Here is a 24,025-nt window from a genome sequence, read left to right as displayed (position 1 = left end):
GCCGGCTGGTGCGGCAGGATCCCGCGACCCGCCGCTGGCTGAGCGAATGGCAGCAGCAGGGGGGCCAGGGCAGCGCCGGCGGCGGCCTGCAGCCGTGACGACCGCCGGCACGGCCGCCCCGTTGACCCGTCTTGCCCTGTTCGGCACCAGCGCCGATCCCCCCACCCGTGGCCACCGGGCCCTGCTGGAGGGGCTGCTGGGCCTCTTCCCCCAGGTGCTCACCTGGGCCAGCGACAACCCGCTCAAGCAGCACGGCGCCCCCCTGGAGGTGCGCTCGGCCCTGCTGGCCGCCCTGGTGGCCGCCATCGGCGACCCCCGGCTCAGCCTGCAGCAGGAGCTCAGCAGCCCCTGGGCGGTGGAGACCCTGGAGCGGGCCCGGGCCAGCTGGCCCGACCGGGAGCTGGTCTTCGTGGTGGGCAGCGACCTGGCCGGCCAGATCCACCGCTGGCGGCGGGCCGAGGAGCTGCTGCGCGGCTGCCGGCTCGGCATCGCCCGCCGCCAGGGCTGGCCGCTGCAGCCGTCGGATCTGGAGCGGCTGCGGGGGCTGGGGGCCAGCCTCGACCTGCTGCCCCTGGCCATTCCCCCCAGCGCCAGCTCCCGGATCCGGGAGCGGCCCGATCCGGCCCAGGTACCGTCCGAACTCTGGCCGGTGCTGCTGCAGCACAATCTCTACGGCCTCTCCGAGCCCTGATGCGCCTCGCCCTGGCCCAGCTCAATCCCCTGGTGGGCGACCTGGAGGGCAACGGCCGCCGGATCCTGGCGGCCGCCGAGCGGGCCCGTGCCGGCGCGGCCGACCTGCTGCTCACCCCCGAGCTGTCCCTGTGGGGTTACCCGCCCCGGGACCTGCTGCTGCGGCCCGCCCTGATCCAGCGCCAGGAGGGGGTTCTCGAGACCCTGGCGGCGGCCTGCCCAGGCGGACTGGCCCTGCTGGTGGGGGTGGCCGAGCCGGTGGCCGGCCGGCGCCAGCCGGGGCTGCACAACGCCCTGGCCCTGGTGGAGCGGGGCGGCTGGCGGATCGTCTGCCGCAAGCGCCTGCTGCCCAGCTACGACGTCTTCGACGAACGCCGCTACTTCCTGCCCGGCGACGCCCCGGCGGTGCTGGAGCTGGAGGCGGGCGGCCGCCCCTGGCGCCTGGGGCTGACCATCTGCGAGGACCTCTGGGTGGAGGAGAACCTGCGCAGCCGCTGGCCGGATGCGGTGGATCCGATCGCCGACCTGGCACCGCAGCGGATCGACCTGCTGCTCAACCTCTCGGCCTCCCCCTTCGGCCGCGGCAAGGGGGAGGTGCGCCAGGGGCTGGCGGCCCGGGCGGCGGCCCGGCTGGGGGTGCCGGTGGTCTACCTCAACCAGGTGGGCGGCAACGACGAGCTGGTCTTCGACGGGGCCAGCTTCGTGGTGGACCGCACCGGCCGGCCCCTGCTGCGCCTGGCCAGCGCCGCCGAGGACCTGGCCCTCTGGCCGCTGGCCCCGGCCCCCGCCTCTCCCGGCAGGGGAGACGCGGACCCCGCCCAGGCCGCGGCGCCGCCGGACCCCTGGGAGCAGCTGCTGCGGGTGCTGGTGCTGGGGGTGCGCGACTACGCCGCCAAGTGCGGATTCCAGCGGGCCCTGCTGGGGCTGAGCGGCGGCATCGATTCGGCCCTGGTGGCGGTGATCGCCGCCGCGGCCCTCGGCCCCGACCGGGTGGAGGTGCTGCGCATGCCCTCCCCCTTCAGTTCGGCCGGTTCCCTCGACGATGCCGAGGGTCTCGCCCGCCGGCTCGGGCTGACCACCGCCACCCTGCCGATCGCGCCCCTGATGGAGGCCTTCGCCGCCACCCTTCCCCCCGCCCTGGGGGCGCCCCCGGCGGGGGTCACCGAAGAGAACCTGCAGTCGCGCATCCGGGGCACCCTGCTGATGGCGGTGGCCAACCAGAAGGGGGGGCTGCTGCTCTCCACCGGCAACAAATCGGAGCTGGCGGTGGGCTACTGCACCCTCTACGGCGACATGAACGGCGGACTGTCGGTGATCGGCGATCTCTACAAGACCACCGTCTTCGGCCTCTGCGAGTGGCTCGATGGCGAAGCCTCCGGCCCCTGCCGGGCCGCCCTGGGCCTGCCGCCGGCCGGTGAGCTGATCGGCGCGGCGATCCGCACCAAGCCCCCCAGCGCCGAGCTGCGTCCCGACCAGCGCGACAGCGATTCCCTGCCCGACTACGGGGTGCTCGACCCCCTGCTGAAGGCCTCGATCGAGGAGCTGCGCACCCCGGAGCAACTGGTGGCCGGAGGGGCCGATCCGGCCCTGGTGGCCCGGGTGGCCGGCCTGCTGCGGCGGGCCGAGTTCAAGCGGCGCCAGGCGGCACCGGTGCTCAAGGTGAGCGACCGGGCCTTCGGCAGCGGCTGGCGGATGCCCATCGCCTCGGCCTAGGGTTCAGCGACGAACGCCTCCGGGCGGCAATCCTTCCTGCCCCATGCCAGCTCCCGGCCCGGCACCCCTGGCCTCTCCGATGGCGAGCATCGGTGTGCCCACGGAGATCAAGCGCGACGAACAGCGGGTGGCCCTCACCCCCGACGGCGTCCATGAACTGGTGTCCCAGGGCATGGAAGTGCGCGTCCAGGAGGGGGCGGGCCTGGGGGCCGGCATCAGCGACGACGACTACCGCGCCTCCGGGGCCCGCATCGTCAGCTGCGAGGAGGCCTGGGCGGCCCACCTCGTGGTGAAGGTGAAGGAACCGCAGCCGCAGGAGTTCGGCTTCCTGCGCAGCGACCTGGTGCTGTTCACCTACCTGCACCTGGCGGCCTACCCCGAGGTGGGCAAGGCCCTGCTGGAGGCGGGCACCACGGCGGTGGCCTACGAGACGGTGCAGCTCGAGGATGGCAGCCTGCCGCTGCTGGCCCCGATGAGCGAGGTGGCCGGCCGGCTGGCGGCCCAGGTGGGGGCCCATCTGCTGGAGAAGCCCCACGGTGGGCGGGGCGTGCTGATGGGGGGCTGCACCGGCGTGCGGCCGGCCCGGGTGGTGGTGCTGGGGGCCGGCACCGTGGGCTGGAATGCGGCCCGCATCGCCGCGGCCATGGATGCGGAGGTGTTCCTGCTCGACCGCTCTCCCCACCGCCTGCGGGGCCTGGAATCCGACCGCCGCGGCCGGATGACCAGCCTGGTGAGCAGCCGCAGCCTGATCGAGCGGCTGGTGCCGGGAACCGACCTGCTGATCGGCGCGGTGCTCCTGCCCGGCGGCCGTGCCCCCACCCTGGTGAGCGAGGACCTGGTGCAGCGCATGCGGCCCGGGTCGGTGATCGTGGATGTGGCCATCGACCAGGGCGGCTGCATCGCCACCAGCCGCGAGACCACCCACACCGATCCGGTGGTCACCATCCACGGGGTGCAGCACTACGCCGTGGGCAACATGCCCGGCGCCGTGCCCTTCACCTCCACCGAAGCCCTGGTGAGCGTCACCCTGCCCTACATCCTGGTGATGGCCGGACGGGGCCTGCTGGAAGCGGTCACCGACCGCCCCGAACTCCTCTCCGGCCTGAACACCGTGGATGGGGCCGTGTGCCACCCGGGCGTGGCCAAGGCCCTCGGGGTGTCGCCGCGCCATCCGATGGCCTGCCTGCGCTGAGCCGGTTCAGATGGTGGCGCGGAAGATCACCGAGGCGGGCTGGCCGCTGAGGGGATCGATCGGTTCGCGCAGCTCCCGCACGACCAGACCATGGCGCTGGAAGAGCCGTACCCAGGATTCCATCGTCCGGAAGAACCAGGGCGCCGGGGTGCGGAAGGCCGGGGAGAACCCGGCCCAGGAGCCCTCCCGCCAGCCGTCCTCGTAGGGATGGTCGGCGCAGATGAGCATCGGGTGCAGGGTCTGGACCAGCAGGGATCCGCCGGGGGAGAGCAGCCCTGAGAGGGCAGCGAACAGCTCGTCGAGGCTGCGATCGCCGAGCAGGGAGAAGTTGGCCACCACCATGTCGAAACGCTGCTGGAGGACCCCGGCGGCGATCTGCTGGTAAGTGAGCGTCCGGAAGCTGGCGCCGGCCGGGGCCCCCTCGGCGGCGATGGCGGTGAGCTCGGCCACCGCGTCGGTGCCGAGCACCGCGATGCCCTGCCGGGCGCAGTGGTGGGCCAGCCAGCCCTCGCCACAGCCCAGGTCCAGCAGGGTGGCCGGAGCGCAGTCGGCGATCGCCTGCAGGACGGCCCCGTTGGTCACCCTCACGCGGCTGAGGATCTCGCCGCGGCGCACGGCCCGGGTCCAGACGCCGGCGTTGACGACCCACGACGCCAGGATCTGTTCTTCCATCAGGGCCAGCGACGGGTCCAGAACGGTGGCCGCGTCATCGCTGGCGTCGATGGGAACGAGCATGGGCACGTCGAGAGGAGAGGCGGAAGGGACGGGCGGACAGGTCGGCGAAAGCGGCAGTGACGGGCACGATCGGACGGGTCATGAACCCCGGCCTCCGCTATCCACAGCAGCTGTGAAAATCGTAGTCACTCCGGATCCGGCCGCAAGCCGCTGTCCCCGAGCCGCCCCTCCCGCTTTCAGCATCGGCACCGCTGTCGCCGGGCTCAGGCCGCAGGCTCCGCCAGCAGGCCGGTGAGATCCTCGCTGCCGAACACCTGGCGGTAGGCGGCCGTGCTGGTGCACAGGACCACGGGCACCGCCACCAGCAGCCCCACGAAGCAGGCCAGCAGGCCCACCAGCACGATGGCGAATTCCACCAGGGCCAGCAGCAGCACCGAGCCCCACTGGGGATCGAGCAGGGTGCGGCCCCGGGTGATGGAGTCGATCGGCCCGCGGCCCTCCAACAGGGCGATCTGGGCCAGGAACTTCTGGTTCACCGCCAGGTAGATCAGCACCGTGAAGGCCGCCAGGAACGGCAGCACGGCCAGGATCTGGTTGAGCTGGGCGGCGGCGACCCCCACCAGGGCCGCCACCATCAGGATCGCGATCATCAGGATCCCCAGCGCCAGGCCGTTGCGGAACAGCCGCCAGCTGGCCGCCCCGTCCCAGCGGGTGAAGGTGCCCAGGGCCGGCTTACCGCCGGAGAGGGCGCTCCAGGCGCCGCGCACCAGGCCCGTGGTGCTCCACAGACTCACCAGCACGCTCAGGATCGAGCCCACCACCAGGCGGACCACGTCCACCGCCGTCACCGCGGCGGCCTCGTCGTGGTCCACCTGGCCCTGGATCAGCGAGCAGACGCTGCTCAGCACCCCCGCCAGCAGGGTGAAGCCGATGAACACCCAGGGGGCCCGGGCGAAGGCCCCCCAGCCTTCCTTCACGGCCTCGATCACCTTCAGGGAGGATCCGCCGCTGGGATCCTGCATCAGAGACACGGCCATGGCTCGGGGGGGAGTTGCCGGGACATTAGGCAGCGCCCGAGGGCCGGCCACCCCATCGGTGCGAAGCGTTGCATCCGGTGCGGGTGGGGTGGAACCGGCGATCACTCCGGATCCAGGAACTTCAGCACCGCCTGGGTGCGGTTGCTCACCTGCAGCTTCTGGAAGATGGTGTGCAGGTACACCCTCACCGTCCCGGTGCCCAGGCCGAGACTGTCGGCGATCTGGCGGTTGGTGAGACCGCCGGCCATGGCCGCCAGCACCTCCCGCTCCCGTGGCGTCAGCAGCGCCAGGGAGGCCTCCGGCGGGCCGGCGGCGGCAGCGGTGTCCCGGCTGCGCAGGGCCCGGGTGGCGGAGCGGTCCCACCAGCTGGCCCCCTGCCCGACGCTGGTCAGGGCCGTTTCCAGCTGTCCGAGGGCCTCCGCCTTGTGGAGATAGCCGCTGGCGCCGGCGTCCCACAGCCGCTGCACCCAGCGACCGTCGTCCTGGCTGGTGAGGACCAGCACGGGCAGGTCATGGTCGGCGCTGATGCGCCGGCAGGTCTCCAGCCCCCCCAGCCCGGGCAGGCCGATGTCGAGCACCACCACATCGGCCGGGGCCGCCAAGAGGGCCTCCAGGCCCTGCTCGCCGTCGCTGACCGAGCGGACGGCGGTGACCGCCGGCAGGCGCAGCAGGAAGGCCTCGATCCCCACCCGGAACGCCTCGTCGTCCTCGATCAGCAGCACGCGCATCAGCCTGGCGAAGCCTCCAGCGGCAGTCGCACCTCGATGCTGGCCCCGCCGGCGGGCAGGTTGCTGGCCCGGATGCTGCCGCCATGGGCTTCCGCGATCTGGCGCGACAGGTAGAGCCCCAGTCCGCTGCCCCGCTGCTCCGGATCACTCTGGTAGAAGCGCTCGAACAGGTGCGGCAGGCTGGCGTCAGGGAAGCCCCGGCCCCGGTCACTGACGGTGACCACCGCCTGGCCCTGTTGCCGCTGCAGGTCGAGCCAGACCCGCTCGCCCCGCAGGCTGTGGTTGATGGCATTGAGCAGCAGGTTCTCCAGCAGCCGCCGCAGCCGGCCGGGATCCCCCGGCAGGGTGAGGGGGCGCGACCCGGAGGGCTGGCGCTGGATCAGGGCCACGGACCGCTCACGGGCGATCGGACCCACGGCCTCGATCGCCTCGGCGGCGAGGCGCCCCAGGTCGCAGGTCTCCGGCTGCAGCCACAGGCCCTCCTGGTCGGCGCGGAACAGCCGCAGCAGGTCCTCGATCAGCCGCAGGCTGCGCTCCTGGCTGGCGAGGATGGCGCCGATGCCGCGCTCCAGCAGGCCCCCCGCCGTCGGCCCGGCCTCCAGCCCCATCATCCGGGCGGTGGCGATCGTGCCCAGCACAGGGGTCTTGAGGTCGTGGGCAAGGGTGGCGATCATGTCCCGGCGCAGATCCGCCTGGGCCAGCCTCACCTCCAGATCCACCTGCTGGCGCAGCAGGTGGCGGTTATGCAGACACAGGAAGGTGGTCACGGTCAGGGCCAGGCAGACCAGCAGGCGATCCACCAGCACCGCCCTCCAGTCGGGATCCGGCTCCGGCACCACCAGATTCACCACGGTCAGGCCGCAGCAGAGCGCCAGGAAGGCAAGGGCATCGCGGCGGTCGCGATGGGGGGCGCCGATCAGCAGCGGGATCACGTACAGATAACCGAAGACGATGTGGGGCGGCGTGGCCAGCTCCAGCAGCAGGATCAGGCCGGTGAGCGCCCAGAGTGCCCCCGGGAATCGGACCACCCGGCTCACGGCTCCGTGTCGGCGCCCGGCGCCGTGGTGTCCGAGATCAGGTGCAGATCGATGCTGAGTCCCCGCAGCTGCTGCTGCAGCCGTTCCGAGATCGGCCGGCGCAGCAGCACCTGCCAGCGGGAGCGCAGCGTCTGGCCCAGCACGATCTGGGTGATGCGCCGCTCGCGGGCGACCCGGGCGATGGTGCCGAGCACGTCGCTGCTGTCGACGCGCAGAAAGGTGCCGCCCACGTCCTGGCACAGGGTGGCGCAGGCTTCGAGCCGCAGGCTCTCCTCCTTGCTGAGGAAGCGGCCGGGATCCTGGATGGTGAGGGCCAGCAGCGGCGCATCCATGGTGCTGGCCAGGCGGGCGGCACGGCGCAGCAGCCGCGTCGCACTCGGATAGGCCGACACGCACACCATCACCCGCTCCCGCAGACCCGCCGCCGTGGGCTCCTCCTCCTCCACCCGGTCGGCCACCTCCCGCAGCGACAGCTCCCGCAGGGCCACCAGGTGGCGGCGCTGGAAGAAGTTGGCCAGGGCCTGGGGGACCTTCTCCGGGGCGTAGACCTTGCCCTCCTTCAGCCGCTCCTGGAGGGTCTCGGGGGTGACGTCCACCAGGACCACTTCGTCGGCCTGCTCCAGCACCCGGTTGGGGATCCGCTCGCGCACCACCACCCCGGTCAGTTCGGCCACCAGATCGTTGAGGCTCTCCAGGTGCTGGATGTTGAGGGTGGAGTACACATCCAGACCGGACAGCAGCAGGGCCTCCACGTCCTGCCAGCGCTTCTTGCGTTCGCTGCCCGGGATGTTGGTGTGGGCCAGCTCATCGACCAGCACCAGCTGGGGCCGGCGCTCCAGCACGGCGGCCACGTCCAGCTCCTCCAGGGTCACCCCCTGGTAGAGCAGGCGCTTGCGCGGCACCTGCTCGATCCCTTCGGCCTGGCGGATCGTTTCCTGGCGGCCGTGGGTCTCCAGCAGGCCGATCACCACGTCGGTGCCCTCCTTGAGCAGCTCGCGCCCCTCCTGGAGCATGCGGCAGGTCTTGCCCACCCCCGGGGCCATGCCGATGAACACCTTGTGGCGGCCCCGGCCGCGGCTGGAGCGGATCAAGGCACCAGCTCGTCCAGGGCGAGGTTGAAGGCCAGCACGTTCACCAGCGGCGGCCGCGCCAGCCCGAGCAGCGGCCGGTGGCTCTGGCGCTCCAGCAGGGCCTCCAGCCGGTCGATCGGCAGGCGGCGCGCGGCGGCGATCCGCGGCAGCTGCTGGCGGGCCGCCTCCAGGCTGATGTCGGGGTCGAGCCCCGACCCGGAGCTGGTGAGCAGATCGGCGGCCGGACGGCCCACGCCGCGCTCGGCCCAGGCGACGACCTCCGCCGCGACCCGCATGGCCAGGGCGGGGTTGCCGGGGGCCAGGTTGCTGGGGCCGGAGGCGGGGGAATCGCCGCCGCCGTAGGCCACGGCGCTGGGCCGGCCCTGCAGGTAGCGATCGCCCGCGAAGGCCTGGCCGATCAGGGCCGAGCCCACCACGCGCCCATCGACGCGCACCAGGCTCCCCTCGGCCTGCCGGGGGGCGGCGATGCGGGCCAGGCCCAGCATCGGCACGGTGATCACCGCCACGGTGAGCAGCCAGAGCACCAGGGTGAGGCGCAGGCCCTGGCCGAGACGGGAAAGGGCGTTCATCAGAATTTCTCCGGGCGGACCATGGCGGTGAACAGATAGGCCGACAGGGCCAGGGTGACGCTGATCAGCAGGGCCAGGGCATGGCTCTGGAGGCTGTCGAGGCGGCCCCGCTGCAGCGGGGCGAGCAGCACGGTGCCGGCGGCGAGCAGCAGGGGCAGCCAGAAGAGCGGTCGCTTGAGCAGAACCATCGGGAAGGGAGCGCAGCGGTGCAGGGGAGGGAGGGAAGCGGCGGGCGGAAGGCAGCGGCACGGGTGGCGGGAGGGTGCGGGCCCGGCCGGCTCAGACCAGGCGCAGGGCGCCGATCGCCAGATCGATCGCCTTGATGCCCACGAACGGGGTGATCACGCCCCCGAGGCCGTAGAGCAGCAGGTTGCGCCGCAGCAGCTGGTCGGCACTGAGGGGCCGGAACTCCACCCCCTTCAGGGCCAGGGGCACCAGGGCCGGGATGATCAGGGCGTTGAACACCATCGCCGAGAGGATCGCCGACTGGGGACTGGCCAGACCCATCAGGTTGAGCGGCCCCAGCCCCACCCCGGCGAACAGGGCCGGCAGGATCGCGAAGTACTTGGCCACGTCGTTGGCCAGGGAGAAGGTGGTCAGGGCGCCGCGGGTGATCAGCAGCTGCTTGCCGATCGTCACGATGTCGATGAGCTTGGTGGGATCGCTGTCGAGATCCACCATGTTCGCCGCCTCCTTGGCGGCCTGGGTGCCTGAGTTCATCGCCACGCCCACGTTCGCCTGGGCCAGGGCCGGGGCGTCGTTGGAGCCGTCGCCGGTCATCGCCACGAGCTTGCCGAGCTTCTGCTCCCGGTCGATCACGGCGATCTTGTCCTCGGGGGTGGCCTCGGCGATGAAGTCGTCGACGCCGGCCTCCCGGGCGATGACCCCCGCGGTGATCGGGTTGTCGCCGGTGAGCATCACGGTGCGGATCCCCATGCGGCGCAGCTGGTCGAAGCGCTCCCGGATGCCCGGCTTGATGATGTCCTTGAGGTAGATCACCCCCAGGATGTCGTTGCCCCGGCAGGCCGCCAGGGGGGTGCCGCCGAGCCTGGACACCTGCTCGTAGGCCCCGTCAAGGTCGTCGGGCACGGTGCCGCCCCGGGAGCGCACGAATCCCTTGATGGCGTCGACGGCCCCCTTGCGGAATTCGATCCCGCCGGGGTCGTCGCTGCCGCTCATACGGGTGCGGGCCGAGAACTCGAGACCCGTGGCCTGCTCGGCGGCGAAGGGCAGCACGGCGCCGCGCTGTTCCGCCAGCCGCACGATCGATCGCCCCTCGGGGGTCTGGTCGAAGCAGCTGGCCGCCAGGGCCACCTCCGCCAGCTCCGCCTCCCGGTGACCGCCCACCGGCAGGAACTCCTCCGCCAGCCGGTTGCCGAGGGTGATGGTGCCGGTCTTGTCGAGCACCAGGGTGTTGATGTCGCCGCAGGCCTCCACGGCCCGGCCCGAGGTGGCGATGACGTTGAACTGGGCCACCCGGTCCATGCCGGCGATGCCGATGGCCGACAGCAGGCCGCCGATGGTGGTGGGGATGAGGGCCACCAGCAGCGCCACCAGGGTCACCACCGGGGTGGGTTCCTTGAGGTAGCCGGCCAGGGGCGGCAGGGTGGCCACGGCAATCAGGAACACCTGGGTCAGCACCGCCAGCAGCACCGTCAGGGCGATCTCGTTGGGTGTCTTGGTGCGCTCGGCCCCCTCCACCAGGGCGATCATCCGGTCGATGAAGCCCTTGCCCGGATCGGCGCTGATGCGGATCGTCAGCTGGTCGGAGAGGATCCGGGTGCCGCCCGTCACCGAGCTGGCCACGTCGGAGCCGGCCTCCTTGAGCACCGCCGCCGATTCGCCGGTGATCGCCGACTCATCCACCGAGGCGACCCCCTCGATCACCTCGCCGTCCGCCGGGATTGTGTCGCCGGCCGAGACCAGCACCACGTCGCCCTTGCGCAGGCTGGAGGAATCCACGGGCCGTTCGCCGCCGGCGGGATCGAGCAGCCGGGCCTGGGTGCGGGCCTGGGTGCGGCGCAGGGCATCGGCCTGGGCCTTGCCGCGGCCCTCCGCCAGGGCCTCGGCGAAGTTGGCGAACAGCAGCGTGGCCAGCAGGGTGAGGCTCACCAGGCCGTTGAACAGCCTGCCGCTGTCTTCGGCACCGTCGCCGAACAGATCGGGGCTCACGGTGGCCAGCAGGCAGACGACCGTGCCGCACCAGACCACGAACATCACCGGGTTGGCCGCGGCGGTGCGGGGATCGAGCTTTACGAATGCCTCCAGGACGGCGCGGCGCACCAGGCCCTTCCGGCGGGGCCGGGGCGTGTAGCGCCGCTGGTCGCGGCGGCCCCGCGGCATGCGGGGAAACAGGGTGCGGGCCGGCAGGGAGGTCATCGGGGGGTGGAGCGGCGATGGGGATGGGCGGGGACGGACGGGAGCGCGGGCCTGGCGGAGCGGGGCCTGGGGATTCAGGCCACCAGCAGCAGTCCGTCGGCGATCGGCCCGAGGGCGAGCACGGGGAAGAAGGTCAGGGCGCCGAGGATCACCAGCACCACCGCCAGGACCACCGTGAACAGGCTGGTGTCGGTAGAGAGGGTGCCCGGACCCGGCGGCAGCGCCGGCTTGCGGGCGTAGCCGTCGGCCAGCAGCACCAGGGCGGCGATCGGCAGGTAGCGTCCGCCCAGCAGGCTGAGGCTGGTGCTGAGGTTCCACCAGAGGCTGCCGTCCCCGAGACCCTCCAAGCCGCTGCCGTTGTTGGCCGCTGCGGAGGCGTACTCGTAGACCACCTGGCTGATGCCGTGGGGCCCGGGGTTGCTGATCCCCGTCAGGTCCGTGGCTCCGGCCATGGTGAACGCCGCGGGCAGCAGCACGAACACCGGGTGGATCAGCAGGATCAGGCTGCTCCACACCACCTCCGCCTTCTCCACCTTGCGGCCCAGGAATTCAGGGGTGCGGCCCACCATCAGACCGGTGAGGAACACCGCCAGCACCATGAACACCAGCAGGTAGGCGATGCCGGTGCCCTGGCCGCCGAAGACCACCTGCAGGAACAGGTTGAACAGGGCCACCAGGTTGGAGAGCGGCAGCAGCGAATCCATGGCGCCGTTGACGGCCCCCGTCATCGAGCCGGTGGTGAGGACGGCCCAGAACGCCGTCAGCCCGGCTCCGAAGCGCAGCTCCTTGCCCTCCAGGTTGGGACCGCTGATCCAGGCCGCCAGGGCCGGGTTGCCCCCCTGCTCCGCCGCCATCGCCAGGGCGGAGCCGGTGGCGATCAGTGCCGTGACCAGCAGCAGCAGCAGGGTGCTCTGGCGGCGGTTGCCGAGGAAACGCCCGAAGGCGTCGATGCTGGCGGCCGGGATGGCCACCATCGCCCAGGTGCTCACCAGGTTGGTGAACCCGTCCGGGTTCTCGAAGGGGTGGGCGGAATTGGCCCCGTAGAAGCCGCCGCCGTTCTCACCCAGCTGCTTGATCGCCTCGAACAGGGCCACCGGGCCGCGGATCAGCAGCTGGCTGCCCCCCTCCAGGGTGGTGATCCGCAGCGGATCGGCCAGGGTCATCGGCACCCCGCAGAACAGCAGCGGCACGGCGAGCAGCAGGCTGCCGGGGATCAGCACCCGGGTGAGGGCACGGAGCAGCTGGCGGTGGAAGTTCCCCAGGGGCAGGCCGCACAGGCCGCGGATCACCGCGAAGCCCACCGCCAGGCCGCTGGCCGCCGAGACGAACATCAGGAACTGGATCACCCCCAGCTGGGCGAAGGTGCCCAGGGTCTGCTCCGGCACGTAGTGCTGCTGGTCGGTGTTGGTGAGAAACGAGAGGGTGGTGTGCAGGGCCAGGTCCCAGCGCAGGCCGGGCCAGCCCAGGGGGTTGAGCCAGGCGGGCTGGAAGGCCAGCAGCAGGAAGGCCAGGCCGCCGAAGCAGGCATTGGCCACCAGGAAGGGCTGCAGGTAGGCCCAGGCCGTGGCCGCCGGCTGGCCCCGGTCACCGATCCAGCGCAGCAGCGCCGTCTCCAGCGGCAGCAGCCAGGGGTCCCAGCCGGGCTGGGGGCGGTCATCGAAGACCTGCCAGAGGTGGCGGCCCAGGGGAAAGGCCGTGAGCACCGCCACCGCCAGGGTGATGGCGGCGAGGAACCAGGGGAGCATGGGCAGCGTGTCCTGCGGTGGCGCCCACCCTCCCGCCAACGGGGCGGCCGCCGCAACTGACGAATGGCAGGGTTGGAGCCAGCACAGTGACGGCCGCTTCAGGCGCCGCCGCAGCTGTGCTGGCTGTCCGGCAAGGTCCAGGTGCCGCCGGTGCGCAGGTTGCGGGCCCGGTAGACGCGGCCGCGCCCGTCGCCGCGGGGAGCCCCGCTGCAATCCGGCACGAAGCTCAGACAGAGCTCCACCGGATCCCCTTCCCGGCTGCTGTGGATCGCCGGCACCATGTCGTAGGAAACCTGGTAGCCCCCGTTGGTGTAGCTGACGGCGGAGCCGGAGCCGGCGATGGGGATCTGGACGCCGTTGGCGTCAGCGGCACTCAGCCGGTAGAGGATCTCCCGGATGAACGTCGGGCTGCACGCGCCGAGGCGGCGGGGCAGGGGCGCGGCGGCGGCGGGGGCGACCGGCAGCAGCAGGGCGGCCGCCAGCAGGGCCGGCCAGCGGTGGCTGTTCACGGCCATCAGCGCAACGGTCCCGGCGGTCCCCCGGTTGTAGGGCGCCCGCCGTGGCTTGTCAGCGTGGCTCCCCGGTGGCCTCGCCTGCTCGCGGAGCCCAGGCCAGCAGAGCTTCGGCGGCCCGCCGGGCATCGGCGCCGGCCAGGGGGGTCCGCTGCAGGAAGGCCACCACCAGGGCGCCTTCGAACAGCAGCTGCAACTGGCGGGCCAGACCCTCCGGGTCGGCGACGGCGAGATCGCGGCAGAGACCCTCCAGGAGGTCGCGGCAACCCCCCTTGAAGGCCTCGGCCGCCTGCCGGGGCAGATCCTCAGCCGCGGGGTACTCGCTGGCGGCCTTGATGAACAGGCAGCCATGGAACTGCGGCGAGCGCACCGCCTGCTCCAGCCAGTCGAACACCGCCAGCAGGCGCGCCCCGGGGTCCTCCGGCGCCGCGGCGATCCGCTTGGCAAGCCCCGCGGCGATGGCGTTGCTGCGGCGTTCCAGCACGGCGGCGATCAGCTCCTCCTTGGATCGGAAGTGCTTGTAAAGGGTCATCTTGGCCACCCCGGCCTCGGCCAGCACCGTGTCGATGCCCACGGCCCGGTAGCCGTGGCGGGCGAAGAGCCCCTCAGCCGTGTCCAGCAGCGCGTCCCGCTTGGCGGAGGTCCTGGTGGTGGCGCCGCTCGCTGGCATGGAGTTCGCTGCTGTCCTCCCAATCTAGTGAGTAGACAGAAAGGTCTGCTACCTTTGGATGCGCAGACCGGTCTGTCTACTCAGGCTGTCCGCATCCCCTGGCCCCCCATCCCCTCGACCTGATGCTCAAGCTCCACGGCCACGAACTCTCCGGCAACAGCTACAAGGTGCGCCTGCTCCTGGAACTGCTCGGGCTCCATTACGAGTGGGTCCGCGTCGATCTGATGGCCGGCGAGCACAAGGGGGAGGCGTTCCTCGCCCTCAATCCCTTCGGCCAGGTGCCCGTGCTCCAGGAGGACGGCATCACCCTCGCCGACGCCCAGGCGATCCTCTTCTACCTGGCGGCCCGCCAGGGGGATGGCCTCTGGCTCCCCGCCGATCCCCTCGGCCAGGCCCGGGTGGTGCGCTGGCTTTCCACCGCGGCCGGCGAGGTGCGCCAGGGGCCTGAGAGCGCCCGGCTGCATCACCTGTTCGGCGTCCAGGCGATCCCGATCGAGCGGGCCGCCGAGAAGGCCGCCTTCCTGCTCGACCAGCTCGAGCGGCACCTGGCCCACCGGCAGTGGCTGGAGCTGGAGCGCCCCACCATCGCCGACATCGCCGTGTTCCCCTACGTGGCCCTGGCCCCGGACGGCGGCATCGATCTGGCCCCCTATCCCAACGTTTGCGCCTGGATCGGGCGGATCAAGGCGCTGCCGGGCTACGTGCCCATGAAGGGCCTGGAGGCCTGAGCGGAACTTCCCCCATGAGCCAGCACTACCTGCATCGCCATCTCACCCCCGCCGTGGGCGAGGCCCAGCTCCAGGCCTATGGCCAGAGCCAGGGCGTACCCCCGGCCCCGGCGTCCGATCGCCTCAGTGCCAGGGAGATCGCCTTCATCAGCGCCCGCGACAGCTTCTATCTGGCCAGCCTCACCGAAGCGGGTGCCCCCTACCTGCAGCACCGGGGCGGGCCGGTGGGCTTCCTGACGGTGCTCGATGAGCGCACCCTGGGGTTCGCCGATTACGGCGGCAATCGCCAGCTGCTCACCGCCGGCCATCTGCGCCGGGATCCGCGGGTGGCCCTGTTCCTGATGGATTACCCCGCCCGTCGCCGGCTCAAGATCGACGGGGAAGCGCAGGTGGTGCCGCCCGCTGATGACCCCCAGCTGGCGGAGCAGCTGGGACCGCAGGCTGCCGGGGAGGTGGAGCGCCTCTTCCGCATCCGGGTGGAGGCCTTCGACTGGAACTGCCCCCAGTTCATCACTCCCCGGTTCACAGCCGCGGAGCTGGAAGCCCAGCTGCGACCGTTGCAGGAGCGGATCGCTGCGCTGGAGGATGAGCTCCAGGGTCTGCGCCGGCACCCCTCATGACGACCCTTTCATGACGCTCCTTCCCCACCCCGCTGGGGAAAGGACACATCCAGCACCAGGCAGCCTTCCTCGCTGCGAAAAGGTCCATGCAGCTCCCCCGGCGGCCGGCTGGCGTAGTGCCCGCTCTCCAGCCAGATCCCGAAGGCCCCATCGAACAGGCGCCCGCTGACGATGAAGATCTCCTCGGGGAAGGGGTGGGCCTTGCCCCCGAAGGCGGTGGTGTCGGCCCCGGGCAGGAAGCGGGTGAGGCGGGTGATCTCCCCGGTGGCCGGATCCTCGCTGAGCACCAGCTCCTGCACCTGGCCCTCCAGCCCCTCCAGCCAGCGCCAGCGATGGGCCTGCTCCGGCGCCAGCGGATTCCAGTACGTGCTGGTGGTCTTGCTCATGGTGGGGTGAGGTGGGCGTCGACCAGCGGTGCCAGCCGCCCGGCGTGATGCAGGCCGAGATCATGGTCGCCGCCGTTGATCACGTGCAGACGGGCATCGGGCAACAGCATGGCCAGGCGCTCCCCCGCGGCCACCGGGCTGAACGGGTCGGCATCGCCCCAGAGCAGCAGGGTGGGTGCGGCGACCTCCGCCAAGTGCCCGGAGAGGTCGGTCGTTTCCGTGGCGAACCAGTCGGGGAGGTGGGACAGGCTGGTGCGGAAGCCGGCCCGCCAGTCGGCGGCCCCCAGCTCGGCCATCGGCAGGCCGCCGGAGGTGGCGGCCAGCACCAGATGTGTCACCCAGCGGGGCCGGGCCAGGGCGGCCCGCAGGGCCAGCACCCCGCCCATCGACTGGGCGATCAGGGCGCAGGGGCGATCCAGCGGCTCCAGCACCAGGGTCAGCAGGTCGTCGAAGCCCTCCACCCCCGGCCGGGACGGCGTGTCGCCGAAGCCCGGCCAGCCCAGGTGCAGCCGCTCGGCGTGGCAGGCCAGCCGCTGCTCCAGGGGGCGCCAGAAGGCCGTGTCGCCCGAGGCGCCGGGGAGGAACAGCAGCCGCTCGGGCCGGCCGCTCACGGCCAATCCGCCCCCACCCCCACCAGGGCCGCACTCGCCTCCCAGAGCCGCCGGGCCAGATCGGCGTCCTGGCCTTCGGCGCTGGTGGCGGTGGCCTCGAACACGTGCCGGCCCGGAGCCGTGACGCGGTTGCGGTGGTAGGTGAAGCCGCTGGCGGCGTAGGCGTCATCGCTGGCCAGGGCGGCCAGCAGGGCCCCGGCGTTCTCGACGCTTTCGGTGAGGCGCAGCAGCGAGCGGGCCGCCAGGGCGAACAGCCTTTGGCCCAGCTCGTTGGACTGGCGGCTGTAGCGCCAGAAGCCGCCTGTGCTGGTGGGCGGGATCACCAGCCCGGGGCTCCAGGCCAGGACGGGCCAGGGTGTGCCCTGCGCCTCCAGCCGCTGGGCGAACTCGCGGGCGAACAGCACGTTGCAGAGCTTGCTGTCCTTGTAGGCCTTGTCGGCATTGAACGGAGCCGAGCCGTCCACCATCGTGGTGCCCTGGCCCGGCACCAGGCCCGCCAGCGCGCCCAGGCCCGCCGGCGCCCCCACCTTGCCCCCCGCCGTGGTGGGGTCGTGCACCTCGCTGGCGGTGACCACCAGCCGCGGCGATCGGCCCGCCGCCAGCAGGGGCCGCAGCTGTTGCGCCAGCAGAAAATGGCCCAGATGGTTCACCCCGAAGCTGAGCTCATGGCCCTGGGCGGTGCGGCGCGGTTCGCTGGCGCCGGCGTACTGCAGGCCGGCGTTCAGCACGAGGGTGTCGATGGGGGTCCCCCGGGCCCGCAGGGCGGCGGCACAGGCCCGCACGCTCTCCAGATCCGCCAGGTCGCAGACCGAGGCGGCGGGGGGTGTGCCGGTGCCGGCCCGCTCCAGCACCCGGCGTGCGGCCGCCTCGGCGCTGGCCCGGTCCCGGCAGGGCAGGGTGAGCCGGTGGCCGGCCCGGCAGAGGATCACCGCCGCCTCAAAGCCGATGCCGGAATTGCCGCCGGTCAGGAGGATGTGGCGCGCTGCAGCCAAGGGCGGACTCCTGCGGGTGCCGGAAGGGTGCCGAGCGGGTCAAGGCTACGGAGGCCGGGCCCCGGGCCGCCGGCTCCGGGCTTGCCGGAGTGAGCTCGATGTCCCGACTCCCGCGACGCTCGTTCCTGGCACTGGCGGTGGCCGCGGGCCTGGCGGCGGCCATCGGCACCGGGGTGGCGTTCCGGGAGCACACCCGCAACGTCCTCACGGTCGTCAACAGGAGCGGTCGCACGATCAGGTCCCTGCAGGTGTCCCTGCCCTGGGAGACGCTGAGGTTCGGGCCGATCGCTCCTGGGGAGACGGTCAGCCGCTCCTTCCGCATCGTCTCCGATGCGAGTTTCGTGATCGAGGGCGAGCTGGCGGACGGCACCGGCCTGCGGGCCGAGGAGGGTTATGTCACCAACAGCCAGTACGGGGAAGGGGTCCGGATCGAGGTGGGTCCCGGCGGCACGCTCAGCTTCAGCCAGGGGCGCCGGGGCCGGTGACGGCGATGCCCTGGCCGTTCCATCGGGGAACGGGCGCGGCAGCGATCAGAACAGCTTGAACAGGTTGAAGCCACCACCTTGGGGAGCCGGCGCCTCCTGGCCCGCGCCGGAGCCCGGATCGAGGCGCTCCATGCCGTCCCCCAGCAGCCGGGTGGCGGTGGAGCGGCGCTCCAGGCTGAGCCGCCAGGCGGGGCTGCCCTGGGGGCTGCTCAGCAGCAGGGTGTCGCCGTAGGCGGTGAAGCTCACCATCGCCGCCCCCATGGCCGCCATGGCCTGGGCGCTCACCGTGCAGGTGGTGCGCTCCGGGGCCAGCAGCACGCCGCGCTGCACCAGCCGGGCCGCTTCCGGGGCCCGCAGGTCATCCGGCACGGCACTGTCGGCCATCGGCAGCTCGCTGGAGGTCCACATGACGATGTCGCCCTCCTGGCGACCCATGCCCGTGGCCGTCGCCTGATAGCCGAGGGCGGTGGGGATGGTCGGCCAGCTCAGCCGTTGGGCGCCCCCGGCCGGGGTGCTCGTCAGCTTCACCGGGGCCAGGAAGTCGTGGCCGCTGCCCACCTGGAAGCGGATCTCCGGGGCGTAGTTGCTAGCCACCAGATGGGTCCCCACCAGGGAGGCCTGCGGCGGCACCGCGGGGGCCGCCTCGCCCGACGGCCAGCGGCCCGAGGTGCCCGTGGGGCCGGTGGCGGTTCCCAGCCGCTTCAGCCCCGACAGCACCTGGCGTCGCTGCTCCGTGGTCAGTCCCTGCAGGGTGATGATCTCGGGCTGGCCGGCTCCGGCGCTCTCGCCGCAACCGCGGAAGAGCAGCAGCCGGCCCTTGGCCTCGGGGATGTCCTCCTCCTTCCACTCCCGGCCGAGCTGCCCGGGGCTGGCGGCTCCGCTCGTCAGCGGCAGGGCGGTCCCCATGGCCATGGCGGCCGGGATGCGGTGCTCGGCGTTGGGGTTGGCGGCGGTCTGCGGTGATTGCAGCCGCAGCTCCAGCTGGCGGCTGCTGGCGCCCATGGCCGGCCGACCCCCCAGCATCATCTGCAGCATGCCGGCGCCCCCCATCGCCCCCATCCCCGTCGTGGTGGTGGCCTCGATCGTGTAGGTGACGATCGGCGCCGGCGGCTTGGGTCCCGGTTTTGCCGCCGCCGGCAGAACCTGGCCGGTGCCCAGAAGAAGGAGCGGGGCCGTCGCCTGCCACCGAGCCCGTCGACCTGCGCCCATGTCGGTCCCCATCACCCTGGCAGGCCAATCTATGGGCCGCCGCCGTGCCCATGGGCGGTCGCCGCCGCGGGCGGTAGACCACGGTCTGCCTGCCGACCCTGCGATGGACTCCGCCGCCCCGTCCCCGCTCCATCGCATCGACCAGGACCTCTTCGATGCGGTGGCCGCCGCCGCCGCCGGCTCCCCCCGCCGGCGCCGCAACCACAACTTCCACGCCCCCAGTGACCGGGTGCAGCGCTTTCTCAACGTGCTGCAGCCCGGCACCTACGTGCGGCCCCACCGCCACCGCCGCGCCCAGCCCGGCGAGGGTTTCGAGTGCTTTCTCGTGCTGCAGGGGGCGGTGGGGCTGCTGCTGCTCGATGCCGGCGGGCGGGTGCTGCAGCGAGAGCGGATCAGCGCGGACGGCCCCCTGCACGGCATCGAGCTGGCCGAGGGCGTCATCCACACCCTGGTCGCCCTCTCGCCCGATGCCGTGATGATGGAGATCAAGCAGGGGCCCTACGAGCCCGCCGCCGACAAGGACTTCCTGGCCGGATTCCCCCTCGAGGGAAGCGAGGCCGCCGCGGCGCAGGAGGCGGCCTGGCGGGCGCTGTTCGGGCCCGGGGACGACCACCCCCTTCCCTGAGGGCCTGTCCCTTCGCCGGTGCCCGGGGCTGGGGGTTCAGGCCAGATCGGCGCGGCGGCAGAAGCTGCAGTGGCCCCAGCGGGCCATCTCCCCGGCCGGCGCCGGCCGGCCGCAGGCGGGGCAGTCGGCCAGGCCGTGCACGTCGCAGCGGCTGGGATGGACGGCCCATACCTCCGCCTCGCTGAGGCTGCCGGGCGTTGCGGAGGCGCCGGGGTGGTGCTGCTGCACCCGCACGTCCCGGACGCTGAAGCCGGCGCCCCGCAGCGACCCCAGCAACTGGTGGCGGTTGTACTGCAGGGCCTGCAGCCAGGGCCCCGGCGCAGCGCCCACCGTCAGCAGGCCCCCCTGCAGCTGCAGGGGACGGCAGTGGGGGGCCAGCTGGGGCCCGGCGATCCGTGGCCAGTCCCGCCACAGGGCGGCCAGATGGCCGTCGCGGCGCCACTCCTGCTGGAGGTTGTCCAGGCAGCTGGCCAGGGCACTGGCCGGCGGCCGGGCTGGCGGTATCAGCAGGGCGACGTTGCCCACCTGCCGGGTCTGCACCGCCTCGACGCGCTGGCGACGGGAGCCGCTGCGGGAGCTGCTTGGCTCGGAGGCGCGGCGCTGGCGGGACCGGGAAGGTTCCATGAAGCCACGCTAAGGCGTGCTTCGGCCGGTGATGGAAACCCGTTCCCGGGTTGACGGGGCAGGCCGCTGGGCAAGGCTGGGACCCGGAGAACCTCCATCCCCGGGGCATCGCCATGGCCGGCTACTTCGACGATCCCACCCTGATCCGCCAGGTCCCGGTCCTCCGCGCCGCCTATTCCGACCGCACCGCCTGGCTGCTGGCGGAGATCGCCCGGCTGGTCTACGAGAAGCTTCCCGCCGAGATCCGGATCGACGAGCTCGTGCTCCGCATCCTCGAGTCGGCCCGCAGCCAGCGGGGGGAGGCGGTGGTGCGGGCCCTGGTGGCGGCCGCCATCGAGAACGGCCAGACAGTGGACGGGGTGGTGGTCTCGGCCCTGGAGACGGCCGGCTTCGAACTGCTCGAGGGCATCGCCGTGCAGGGCAGCGAGGCGATCCTGGTCCGCCTGAACCTCCCCTCCGGCCGGGGGCCCGACGCCATGCTCGTGCTGGCCTTCCGGGGCACCCAGGTCACCAGCATCCACGACATCAGCGCCGATCTGCGGGCCCACCTGGTGGCGGCCCCCGGCGGCGGCCGGGCCCATGCCGGGTTCCTCGCCGCCTTCGACAAGGTGCGCGCCCCCCTGCAGGCCGCCCTGGCGCGCCATCCGGGTGCCCCCCTCTACATCACCGGCCATTCCCTCGGCGGCGCCCTGGCCCTGGTGGCCACCCGCTACCTCGGCTCCGACAGCACCGGCGCCACCTACACCTTCGGCTGCCCCCGGGCCGGCGATGACGCTTTCTTCGCCCCGATCCGGACGCCCATCTACCGGATCGTCAATGCCGCCGACGGGGTGACCCGCATCCCCTTCGGCTACAGCCTGCTGATCCTGCTGAGTCTGATCCGGCTGATTCCCATCAACGGCACCTTCCGGATCGCCGAGTTCCTGCGGCGGAACCTCTTCGGCTACACCCATGCCGGCAGCGTGGTGTTCCTCTCCGACGCCGCCAACCTCCCGGATGACCAGCAGATCCCCTTCCGGGACCTGAAGGTGGTGATGAGCCCGGACGCGTTCTGGCGTTTCTGCGTCGTGGTCCGCCGCTTCCTGCTCACCAGGGGCAAGGCGGTGGTCGCCGACCATTCCATGGGCGACTACGCCCTCAAGCTGCAGGCCCACGCCCGGCGCCGCAACAGCTGAGGGCCCCAGGCTCGGGTGTGGGTGCGGCAATCCGCTGATCGCCGGGGAAGACCGGGTGGCCGGTTCTGGCTACGCTCGATTTCTGCACTGGCCCCGCCTCCATGGGTTTCTTCGATCGGCTGAGCCGTCTTCTGCGCGCCAACCTCAACGATCTGGTGAGCAAGGCGGAGGATCCGGCCAAGATCCTCGACCAGTCCGTGGCCGACATGCAGGCCGACCTGGTCAAGCTGCGCCAGGCCGTGGCCACCGCCATCGCCAGCCAGAAGCGGCTGCAGAACCAGGCCGAGCAGGCCGAAGCCCAGGCCCGCACCTGGTATGAGCGGGCCGAGCTGGCCCTCAAGAAGGGGGAGGAGGACCTGGCCCGCGAGTCCCTCTCCCGCCGCAAGACCTACCAGGACACCGCCACCGCCCTCAACGCCCAGCTCAACGGCCAGGCCTCCCAGGTCGACACCCTCAAGCGCAGCCTCACCGCCCTCGAGGGCAAGATCGCCGAGGCCAAGACCAAGAAGGACATGCTCAAGGCCCGTGCCCAGGCGGCCCAGGCCCAGGAGCAGCTCCAGAACGCCGTGGGCAGCCTGAGCACCAACAGCTCGATGGCCGCCTTCGACCAGATGGAGGAGAAGGTGCTCAACATGGAGGCCCGCAGCCAGGCCGCCGCCGAGCTGGCCGGTGCCGATCTCGAAAGCCAGTTCGCCGCCCTCGAGGGCAGCGACGTCGATGACGAACTGGCGGCCCTCAAGACCCGCCTCGAAGGCGGCAAGACCCCCATCTCCCTGCCCATAGAGGGCGGCCCGGCCCCCCAGCTGGAGCCGGTCAAGGTGGCCGAGGTGAACGCCGAGCTCGAGGAACTGCGCCAGTCCATCGACAAGCTCTGAATTCATACAATCGGGCCACCGCTGTCCCGACCGCCGTGCCCGCCGACGTCGACTCCCCCGTCCTCGACCTCACCGATGCCACCTTCCAGGCCTCGGTCCTGGAGGTGCCGGGCCCGGTGCTGGTCGACGTCTGGGCCCCCTGGTGCGGCCCCTGCCGGCTGATGGCCCCCCTGATGACCTGGGCCGCCACGGCCTATGCCGACGCCCCCGGCGGTGCCCTCACCGTCGGCAAGCTGGAGGCCGACCCCAATCCCGTCAGCCGCGACAGCCTCAAGGTGCAGGGCCTCCCCACCCTGATCCTGTTCCGCGGCGGCCAGGAACTGGCCCGCCACGAAGGTGCCATGGCCCAGTCCCAGCTGAAGGCTTTCCTGGATGCCCATCTCTGAGCGCCTGTCGCGGCTCGGCAGCGGCGTCTTCGCCCGCAACGACCAGCGCAAGGCCGCCTACAGCGCCCGGGCCGCCGCCGGCCACGGCCCGGATGGGTCGCCCCTGCCGCCGCTGCTGGATCTCTCCCTCGGCTCCACCGACCTCCAGCCGCCCGCTGTGGCCCTCGAGGCCATCGCCGCCGGCCTGAGCCGGCCCGAGAGCGCCTCCTACTGCCTGCATGCCGCCACCCTGCCCTTCCGGGAAGCGGTGGCGGCCTGGGCGCGGCGACGGTTCGACGTGGCCGTGGACCCGGAAACGGAGGTGCTGCTGCTGGTGGGCTCCCAGGAGGGCACCGCCCACCTGCCGCTGGCGGTGCTCAACCCCGGCGATCGGGCCCTGCTGCTCGACCCCTACTACCCCTCCCATCAGGGGGGGCTGCATCTGGCCAGTGCCGAACCGGTGCTGCTGCCCCTCGACGCCGACGCCGGCTGGCGGCCCGACTTCGACCGGCTGTCCCCCAGCCAGTGGCAGTCCCTGAAGCTGATGGTGCTGGGCTTCCCCCACAACCCCACCGCCACCACCGGAGAGCAGGCCTGGCTGGATGGGGCGGTGGAGCGGGCCCTGCGCCATGACGTGGTGCTCGCCCACGACAACCCCTACGTGGATCTGGCCCTGGAAGGGGAGGCCCCCGCCCTGCTGCGCCATCCCGACTGGCGCCGCTGCGGCATCGAGTTCTTCTCCTTCTCCAAGAGCTGGTGCCTGGGCGGCTACCGGCTGGCCTTCGCCATCGGCGCCGAGGAGCTGATCACCGCCCTGCGCCAGCTCAAGGGGGTGGTGGATTTCAACCAGTCCCTGGCGTTGCAGGCCGGCGCCATCGCCGCCCTGGAGCAGGCCCCCCACTGGCCCGGGCAGTTGCGCGGCGTCTACCGCGAGCGCCGTGACCGCATGGCCGCCGCCCTCGAGGCCCAGGGCTGGCCGGTGCGCCTGCCGTCGATGGCCCTCTACCTGTGGCTGCAGATCCCCGCCGTGGCACGGGAGCGGGGTCTGGACTCGGAACGCTTCTGCGCCGCCCTGCTGGAGGGCACCGGCGTCTGCCTCACCCCCGGCAACGGCTTCGGCCCCGGCGGTGAGGGGTGGCAGCGGCTGGCCCTGGTGCACCCGGCCGGCGAGCTGGAGGCCGGTGCGGCCCGCATCGGCGACTGGCTGCGGCGGTTTTGATCGGCGCGATCGGTGCCCGGCGGCGGCGCCCCACGGCGGGCACGGGGGCCCCGCCGGAGCTGGCCCCCTGGCG

The 24,025-nt window shown here is 72.5% G+C and carries 27 protein-coding genes; 11 read left to right on the top strand and 16 right to left on the bottom strand.

Features of this window, described 5'->3' with window-relative positions; translation table 11 throughout:
• The first annotated feature begins 94 nt into the window (after window positions 1-94).
• From KBY81_RS12695 to ald, 3 genes are read left to right on the top strand one after another with little or no spacing between them, the layout of a single operon-like run.
• Window positions 95-691: a nicotinate-nucleotide adenylyltransferase gene (locus tag KBY81_RS12695; protein WP_254972951.1), complete on the top strand. Its 597-nt coding sequence runs from the start codon at window positions 95-97 to the stop codon at window positions 689-691.
• The gene (locus KBY81_RS12690; RefSeq protein WP_254976672.1) at window positions 691-2,403 is read left to right on the top strand and encodes an NAD+ synthase; all 1,713 of its coding nucleotides are present in this window, start codon (window positions 691-693) and stop codon (window positions 2,401-2,403) included. The genes KBY81_RS12695 and KBY81_RS12690 overlap by 1 nt, the downstream gene beginning before the upstream one ends.
• 43 nt (window positions 2,404-2,446) lie before the next feature.
• Complete coding sequence (gene ald, locus KBY81_RS12685; RefSeq protein WP_254972955.1) at window positions 2,447-3,595, top strand: alanine dehydrogenase; 1,149 nt, start codon at window positions 2,447-2,449, stop codon at window positions 3,593-3,595.
• Window positions 3,596-3,601: 6 nt separating this feature from the next.
• On the opposite strand, the gene KBY81_RS12680 is transcribed toward ald, so the two are convergent.
• From KBY81_RS12680 to KBY81_RS12630, 11 genes are all read right to left on the bottom strand, one after another.
• Complete coding sequence (locus tag KBY81_RS12680; RefSeq protein ID WP_254976671.1) at window positions 3,602-4,330, bottom strand: bifunctional 2-polyprenyl-6-hydroxyphenol methylase/3-demethylubiquinol 3-O-methyltransferase UbiG; 729 nt, start codon at window positions 4,328-4,330, stop codon at window positions 3,602-3,604.
• Between the two features lie 203 nt (window positions 4,331-4,533).
• The gene (locus KBY81_RS12675) at window positions 4,534-5,307 is read right to left on the bottom strand and encodes a hypothetical protein (protein WP_254976670.1); all 774 of its coding nucleotides are present in this window, start codon (window positions 5,305-5,307) and stop codon (window positions 4,534-4,536) included.
• 101 nt (window positions 5,308-5,408) lie between these two features.
• Window positions 5,409-6,035, bottom strand: coding sequence for a response regulator (locus KBY81_RS12670; RefSeq protein WP_254976669.1), 627 nt, complete (start codon window positions 6,033-6,035; stop codon window positions 5,409-5,411).
• The gene (locus KBY81_RS12665; RefSeq protein ID WP_254976668.1) at window positions 6,035-7,063 is read right to left on the bottom strand and encodes a sensor histidine kinase KdpD; all 1,029 of its coding nucleotides are present in this window, start codon (window positions 7,061-7,063) and stop codon (window positions 6,035-6,037) included. Before KBY81_RS12665 ends, KBY81_RS12670 begins: the two co-directional genes overlap by 1 nt.
• A 5-nt stretch (window positions 7,064-7,068) precedes the next feature.
• Entirely contained in the window at window positions 7,069-8,163 is a 1,095-nt protein-coding gene (locus KBY81_RS12660; protein ID WP_106220380.1) for a histidine kinase, read from the bottom strand.
• Window positions 8,160-8,732, bottom strand: coding sequence for a K(+)-transporting ATPase subunit C (kdpC, locus tag KBY81_RS12655; protein WP_254976667.1), 573 nt, complete (start codon window positions 8,730-8,732; stop codon window positions 8,160-8,162). The genes KBY81_RS12660 and kdpC overlap by 4 nt, the downstream gene beginning before the upstream one ends.
• The gene (locus KBY81_RS12650) at window positions 8,732-8,920 is read right to left on the bottom strand and encodes a potassium-transporting ATPase subunit F (RefSeq protein ID WP_106220382.1); all 189 of its coding nucleotides are present in this window, start codon (window positions 8,918-8,920) and stop codon (window positions 8,732-8,734) included. The genes kdpC and KBY81_RS12650 overlap by 1 nt, the downstream gene beginning before the upstream one ends.
• Window positions 8,921-9,011: 91 nt before the next feature.
• Window positions 9,012-11,111: a potassium-transporting ATPase subunit KdpB gene (kdpB, locus tag KBY81_RS12645; protein WP_254976666.1), complete on the bottom strand. Its 2,100-nt coding sequence runs from the start codon at window positions 11,109-11,111 to the stop codon at window positions 9,012-9,014.
• Window positions 11,112-11,185: 74 nt separating this feature from the next.
• A complete protein-coding gene (gene kdpA, locus KBY81_RS12640) occupies window positions 11,186-12,856 on the bottom strand; it encodes a potassium-transporting ATPase subunit KdpA (protein ID WP_254976665.1) in 1,671 nt (556 codons plus the stop codon).
• A gap of 98 nt (window positions 12,857-12,954) precedes the next feature.
• Window positions 12,955-13,371 carry a hypothetical protein gene (locus tag KBY81_RS12635; protein ID WP_254976664.1) on the bottom strand — a complete coding sequence of 139 codons (417 nt, stop codon included), beginning with the start codon at window positions 13,369-13,371 and terminating at the stop codon, window positions 12,955-12,957.
• 52 nt (window positions 13,372-13,423) lie between these two features.
• Entirely contained in the window at window positions 13,424-14,038 is a 615-nt protein-coding gene (locus KBY81_RS12630; protein ID WP_254976663.1) for a TetR/AcrR family transcriptional regulator, read from the bottom strand.
• Between the two features lie 122 nt (window positions 14,039-14,160).
• Between KBY81_RS12630 and KBY81_RS12625 the strand changes: the two genes are divergently transcribed.
• A complete protein-coding gene (locus tag KBY81_RS12625) occupies window positions 14,161-14,766 on the top strand; it encodes a glutathione S-transferase family protein (protein ID WP_254976662.1) in 606 nt (201 codons plus the stop codon).
• A gap of 14 nt (window positions 14,767-14,780) precedes the next feature.
• Window positions 14,781-15,386 (top strand): pyridoxamine 5'-phosphate oxidase family protein, encoded by a 606-nt coding sequence (locus tag KBY81_RS12620; RefSeq protein WP_254970412.1) that lies wholly within the window; start codon window positions 14,781-14,783, stop codon window positions 15,384-15,386.
• Window positions 15,387-15,394: 8 nt separating this feature from the next.
• Here KBY81_RS12620 and KBY81_RS12615 read toward each other — a convergent pair whose 3' ends face one another.
• Genes KBY81_RS12615 through KBY81_RS12605 form a run of 3 tightly spaced genes read right to left on the bottom strand, consistent with a single transcriptional unit; the run spans window position 15,395 to window position 17,375 of the window.
• Complete coding sequence (locus tag KBY81_RS12615; protein ID WP_106220389.1) at window positions 15,395-15,772, bottom strand: cupin domain-containing protein; 378 nt, start codon at window positions 15,770-15,772, stop codon at window positions 15,395-15,397.
• The gene (locus tag KBY81_RS12610; RefSeq protein ID WP_254976661.1) at window positions 15,769-16,383 is read right to left on the bottom strand and encodes an alpha/beta fold hydrolase; all 615 of its coding nucleotides are present in this window, start codon (window positions 16,381-16,383) and stop codon (window positions 15,769-15,771) included. The genes KBY81_RS12615 and KBY81_RS12610 overlap by 4 nt, the downstream gene beginning before the upstream one ends.
• Window positions 16,380-17,375, bottom strand: coding sequence for an SDR family NAD(P)-dependent oxidoreductase (locus KBY81_RS12605; protein WP_254976660.1), 996 nt, complete (start codon window positions 17,373-17,375; stop codon window positions 16,380-16,382). The genes KBY81_RS12610 and KBY81_RS12605 overlap by 4 nt, the downstream gene beginning before the upstream one ends.
• 98 nt (window positions 17,376-17,473) lie before the next feature.
• On the opposite strand from KBY81_RS12605, the gene KBY81_RS12600 reads away from it, so the two are divergent.
• The gene (locus tag KBY81_RS12600; protein WP_146134559.1) at window positions 17,474-17,860 is read left to right on the top strand and encodes a hypothetical protein; all 387 of its coding nucleotides are present in this window, start codon (window positions 17,474-17,476) and stop codon (window positions 17,858-17,860) included.
• 45 nt (window positions 17,861-17,905) lie between these two features.
• On the opposite strand, the gene KBY81_RS12595 is transcribed toward KBY81_RS12600, so the two are convergent.
• Complete coding sequence (locus KBY81_RS12595; RefSeq protein ID WP_254976659.1) at window positions 17,906-19,069, bottom strand: hypothetical protein; 1,164 nt, start codon at window positions 19,067-19,069, stop codon at window positions 17,906-17,908.
• 103 nt (window positions 19,070-19,172) lie between these two features.
• Here KBY81_RS12595 and KBY81_RS12590 point away from each other — a divergent pair, with 103 nt between their 5' ends.
• The gene (locus KBY81_RS12590; protein WP_254976658.1) at window positions 19,173-19,694 is read left to right on the top strand and encodes a WbuC family cupin fold metalloprotein; all 522 of its coding nucleotides are present in this window, start codon (window positions 19,173-19,175) and stop codon (window positions 19,692-19,694) included.
• A gap of 36 nt (window positions 19,695-19,730) precedes the next feature.
• On the opposite strand, the gene KBY81_RS12585 is transcribed toward KBY81_RS12590, so the two are convergent.
• A complete protein-coding gene (locus KBY81_RS12585) occupies window positions 19,731-20,318 on the bottom strand; it encodes a DUF721 domain-containing protein (RefSeq protein ID WP_254976657.1) in 588 nt (195 codons plus the stop codon).
• A 50-nt stretch (window positions 20,319-20,368) separates the two neighbouring features.
• On the opposite strand from KBY81_RS12585, the gene KBY81_RS12580 reads away from it, so the two are divergent.
• From KBY81_RS12580 to KBY81_RS12565, 4 genes are all read left to right on the top strand, one after another.
• Window positions 20,369-21,493: a lipase family protein gene (locus tag KBY81_RS12580; protein ID WP_254976656.1), complete on the top strand. Its 1,125-nt coding sequence runs from the start codon at window positions 20,369-20,371 to the stop codon at window positions 21,491-21,493.
• A 101-nt stretch (window positions 21,494-21,594) separates the two neighbouring features.
• A complete protein-coding gene (locus KBY81_RS12575; RefSeq protein WP_254976655.1) occupies window positions 21,595-22,368 on the top strand; it encodes a PspA/IM30 family protein in 774 nt (257 codons plus the stop codon).
• Window positions 22,369-22,403: 35 nt separating this feature from the next.
• Complete coding sequence (locus tag KBY81_RS12570; protein WP_106220397.1) at window positions 22,404-22,754, top strand: co-chaperone YbbN; 351 nt, start codon at window positions 22,404-22,406, stop codon at window positions 22,752-22,754.
• Window positions 22,741-23,952 carry an aminotransferase class I/II-fold pyridoxal phosphate-dependent enzyme gene (locus tag KBY81_RS12565; RefSeq protein ID WP_254976654.1) on the top strand — a complete coding sequence of 404 codons (1,212 nt, stop codon included), beginning with the start codon at window positions 22,741-22,743 and terminating at the stop codon, window positions 23,950-23,952. Before KBY81_RS12570 ends, KBY81_RS12565 begins: the two co-directional genes overlap by 14 nt.
• The last annotated feature ends 73 nt before the right edge of the window (window positions 23,953-24,025 follow it).

Origin of the sequence: Cyanobium sp. Lug-B (assembly GCF_024345635.1) — a bacterium.
In the GTDB taxonomy this organism is placed as follows: Bacteria; Cyanobacteriota; Cyanobacteriia; order PCC-6307; family Cyanobiaceae; genus Cyanobium; species Cyanobium minutissimum.
Note: the sequence above shows the minus strand (reverse complement) of the source record. Positions and strands in the feature narration are given on the sequence as shown.

Coding starts and splice junctions, on each gene's coding strand:
- KBY81_RS12690 (WP_254976672.1), top strand. CDS start 691: ATGCGCCTCGCCCTGGCCCAGCTCAATCCCCTGGTGGGCGACCTGGAG.
- ald (WP_254972955.1), top strand. CDS start 2,447: ATGCCAGCTCCCGGCCCGGCACCCCTGGCCTCTCCGATGGCGAGCATC.
- KBY81_RS12680 (WP_254976671.1), bottom strand. CDS start 4,330: ATGCTCGTTCCCATCGACGCCAGCGATGACGCGGCCACCGTTCTGGAC.
- KBY81_RS12675 (WP_254976670.1), bottom strand. CDS start 5,307: ATGGCCGTGTCTCTGATGCAGGATCCCAGCGGCGGATCCTCCCTGAAG.
- KBY81_RS12670 (WP_254976669.1), bottom strand. CDS start 6,035: ATGCGCGTGCTGCTGATCGAGGACGACGAGGCGTTCCGGGTGGGGATC.
- kdpC (WP_254976667.1), bottom strand. CDS start 8,732: ATGAACGCCCTTTCCCGTCTCGGCCAGGGCCTGCGCCTCACCCTGGTG.
- KBY81_RS12650 (WP_106220382.1), bottom strand. CDS start 8,920: ATGGTTCTGCTCAAGCGACCGCTCTTCTGGCTGCCCCTGCTGCTCGCC.
- kdpB (WP_254976666.1), bottom strand. CDS start 11,111: ATGACCTCCCTGCCGGCCCGCACCCTGTTTCCCCGCATGCCGCGGGGC.
- kdpA (WP_254976665.1), bottom strand. CDS start 12,856: ATGCTCCCCTGGTTCCTCGCCGCCATCACCCTGGCGGTGGCGGTGCTC.
- KBY81_RS12635 (WP_254976664.1), bottom strand. CDS start 13,371: ATGGCCGTGAACAGCCACCGCTGGCCGGCCCTGCTGGCGGCCGCCCTG.
- KBY81_RS12630 (WP_254976663.1), bottom strand. CDS start 14,038: ATGCCAGCGAGCGGCGCCACCACCAGGACCTCCGCCAAGCGGGACGCG.
- KBY81_RS12625 (WP_254976662.1), top strand. CDS start 14,161: ATGCTCAAGCTCCACGGCCACGAACTCTCCGGCAACAGCTACAAGGTG.
- KBY81_RS12620 (WP_254970412.1), top strand. CDS start 14,781: ATGAGCCAGCACTACCTGCATCGCCATCTCACCCCCGCCGTGGGCGAG.
- KBY81_RS12615 (WP_106220389.1), bottom strand. CDS start 15,772: ATGAGCAAGACCACCAGCACGTACTGGAATCCGCTGGCGCCGGAGCAG.
- KBY81_RS12600 (WP_146134559.1), top strand. CDS start 17,474: ATGTCCCGACTCCCGCGACGCTCGTTCCTGGCACTGGCGGTGGCCGCG.
- KBY81_RS12595 (WP_254976659.1), bottom strand. CDS start 19,069: ATGGGCGCAGGTCGACGGGCTCGGTGGCAGGCGACGGCCCCGCTCCTT.
- KBY81_RS12590 (WP_254976658.1), top strand. CDS start 19,173: ATGGACTCCGCCGCCCCGTCCCCGCTCCATCGCATCGACCAGGACCTC.
- KBY81_RS12585 (WP_254976657.1), bottom strand. CDS start 20,318: ATGGAACCTTCCCGGTCCCGCCAGCGCCGCGCCTCCGAGCCAAGCAGC.
- KBY81_RS12575 (WP_254976655.1), top strand. CDS start 21,595: ATGGGTTTCTTCGATCGGCTGAGCCGTCTTCTGCGCGCCAACCTCAAC.
- KBY81_RS12565 (WP_254976654.1), top strand. CDS start 22,741: ATGCCCATCTCTGAGCGCCTGTCGCGGCTCGGCAGCGGCGTCTTCGCC.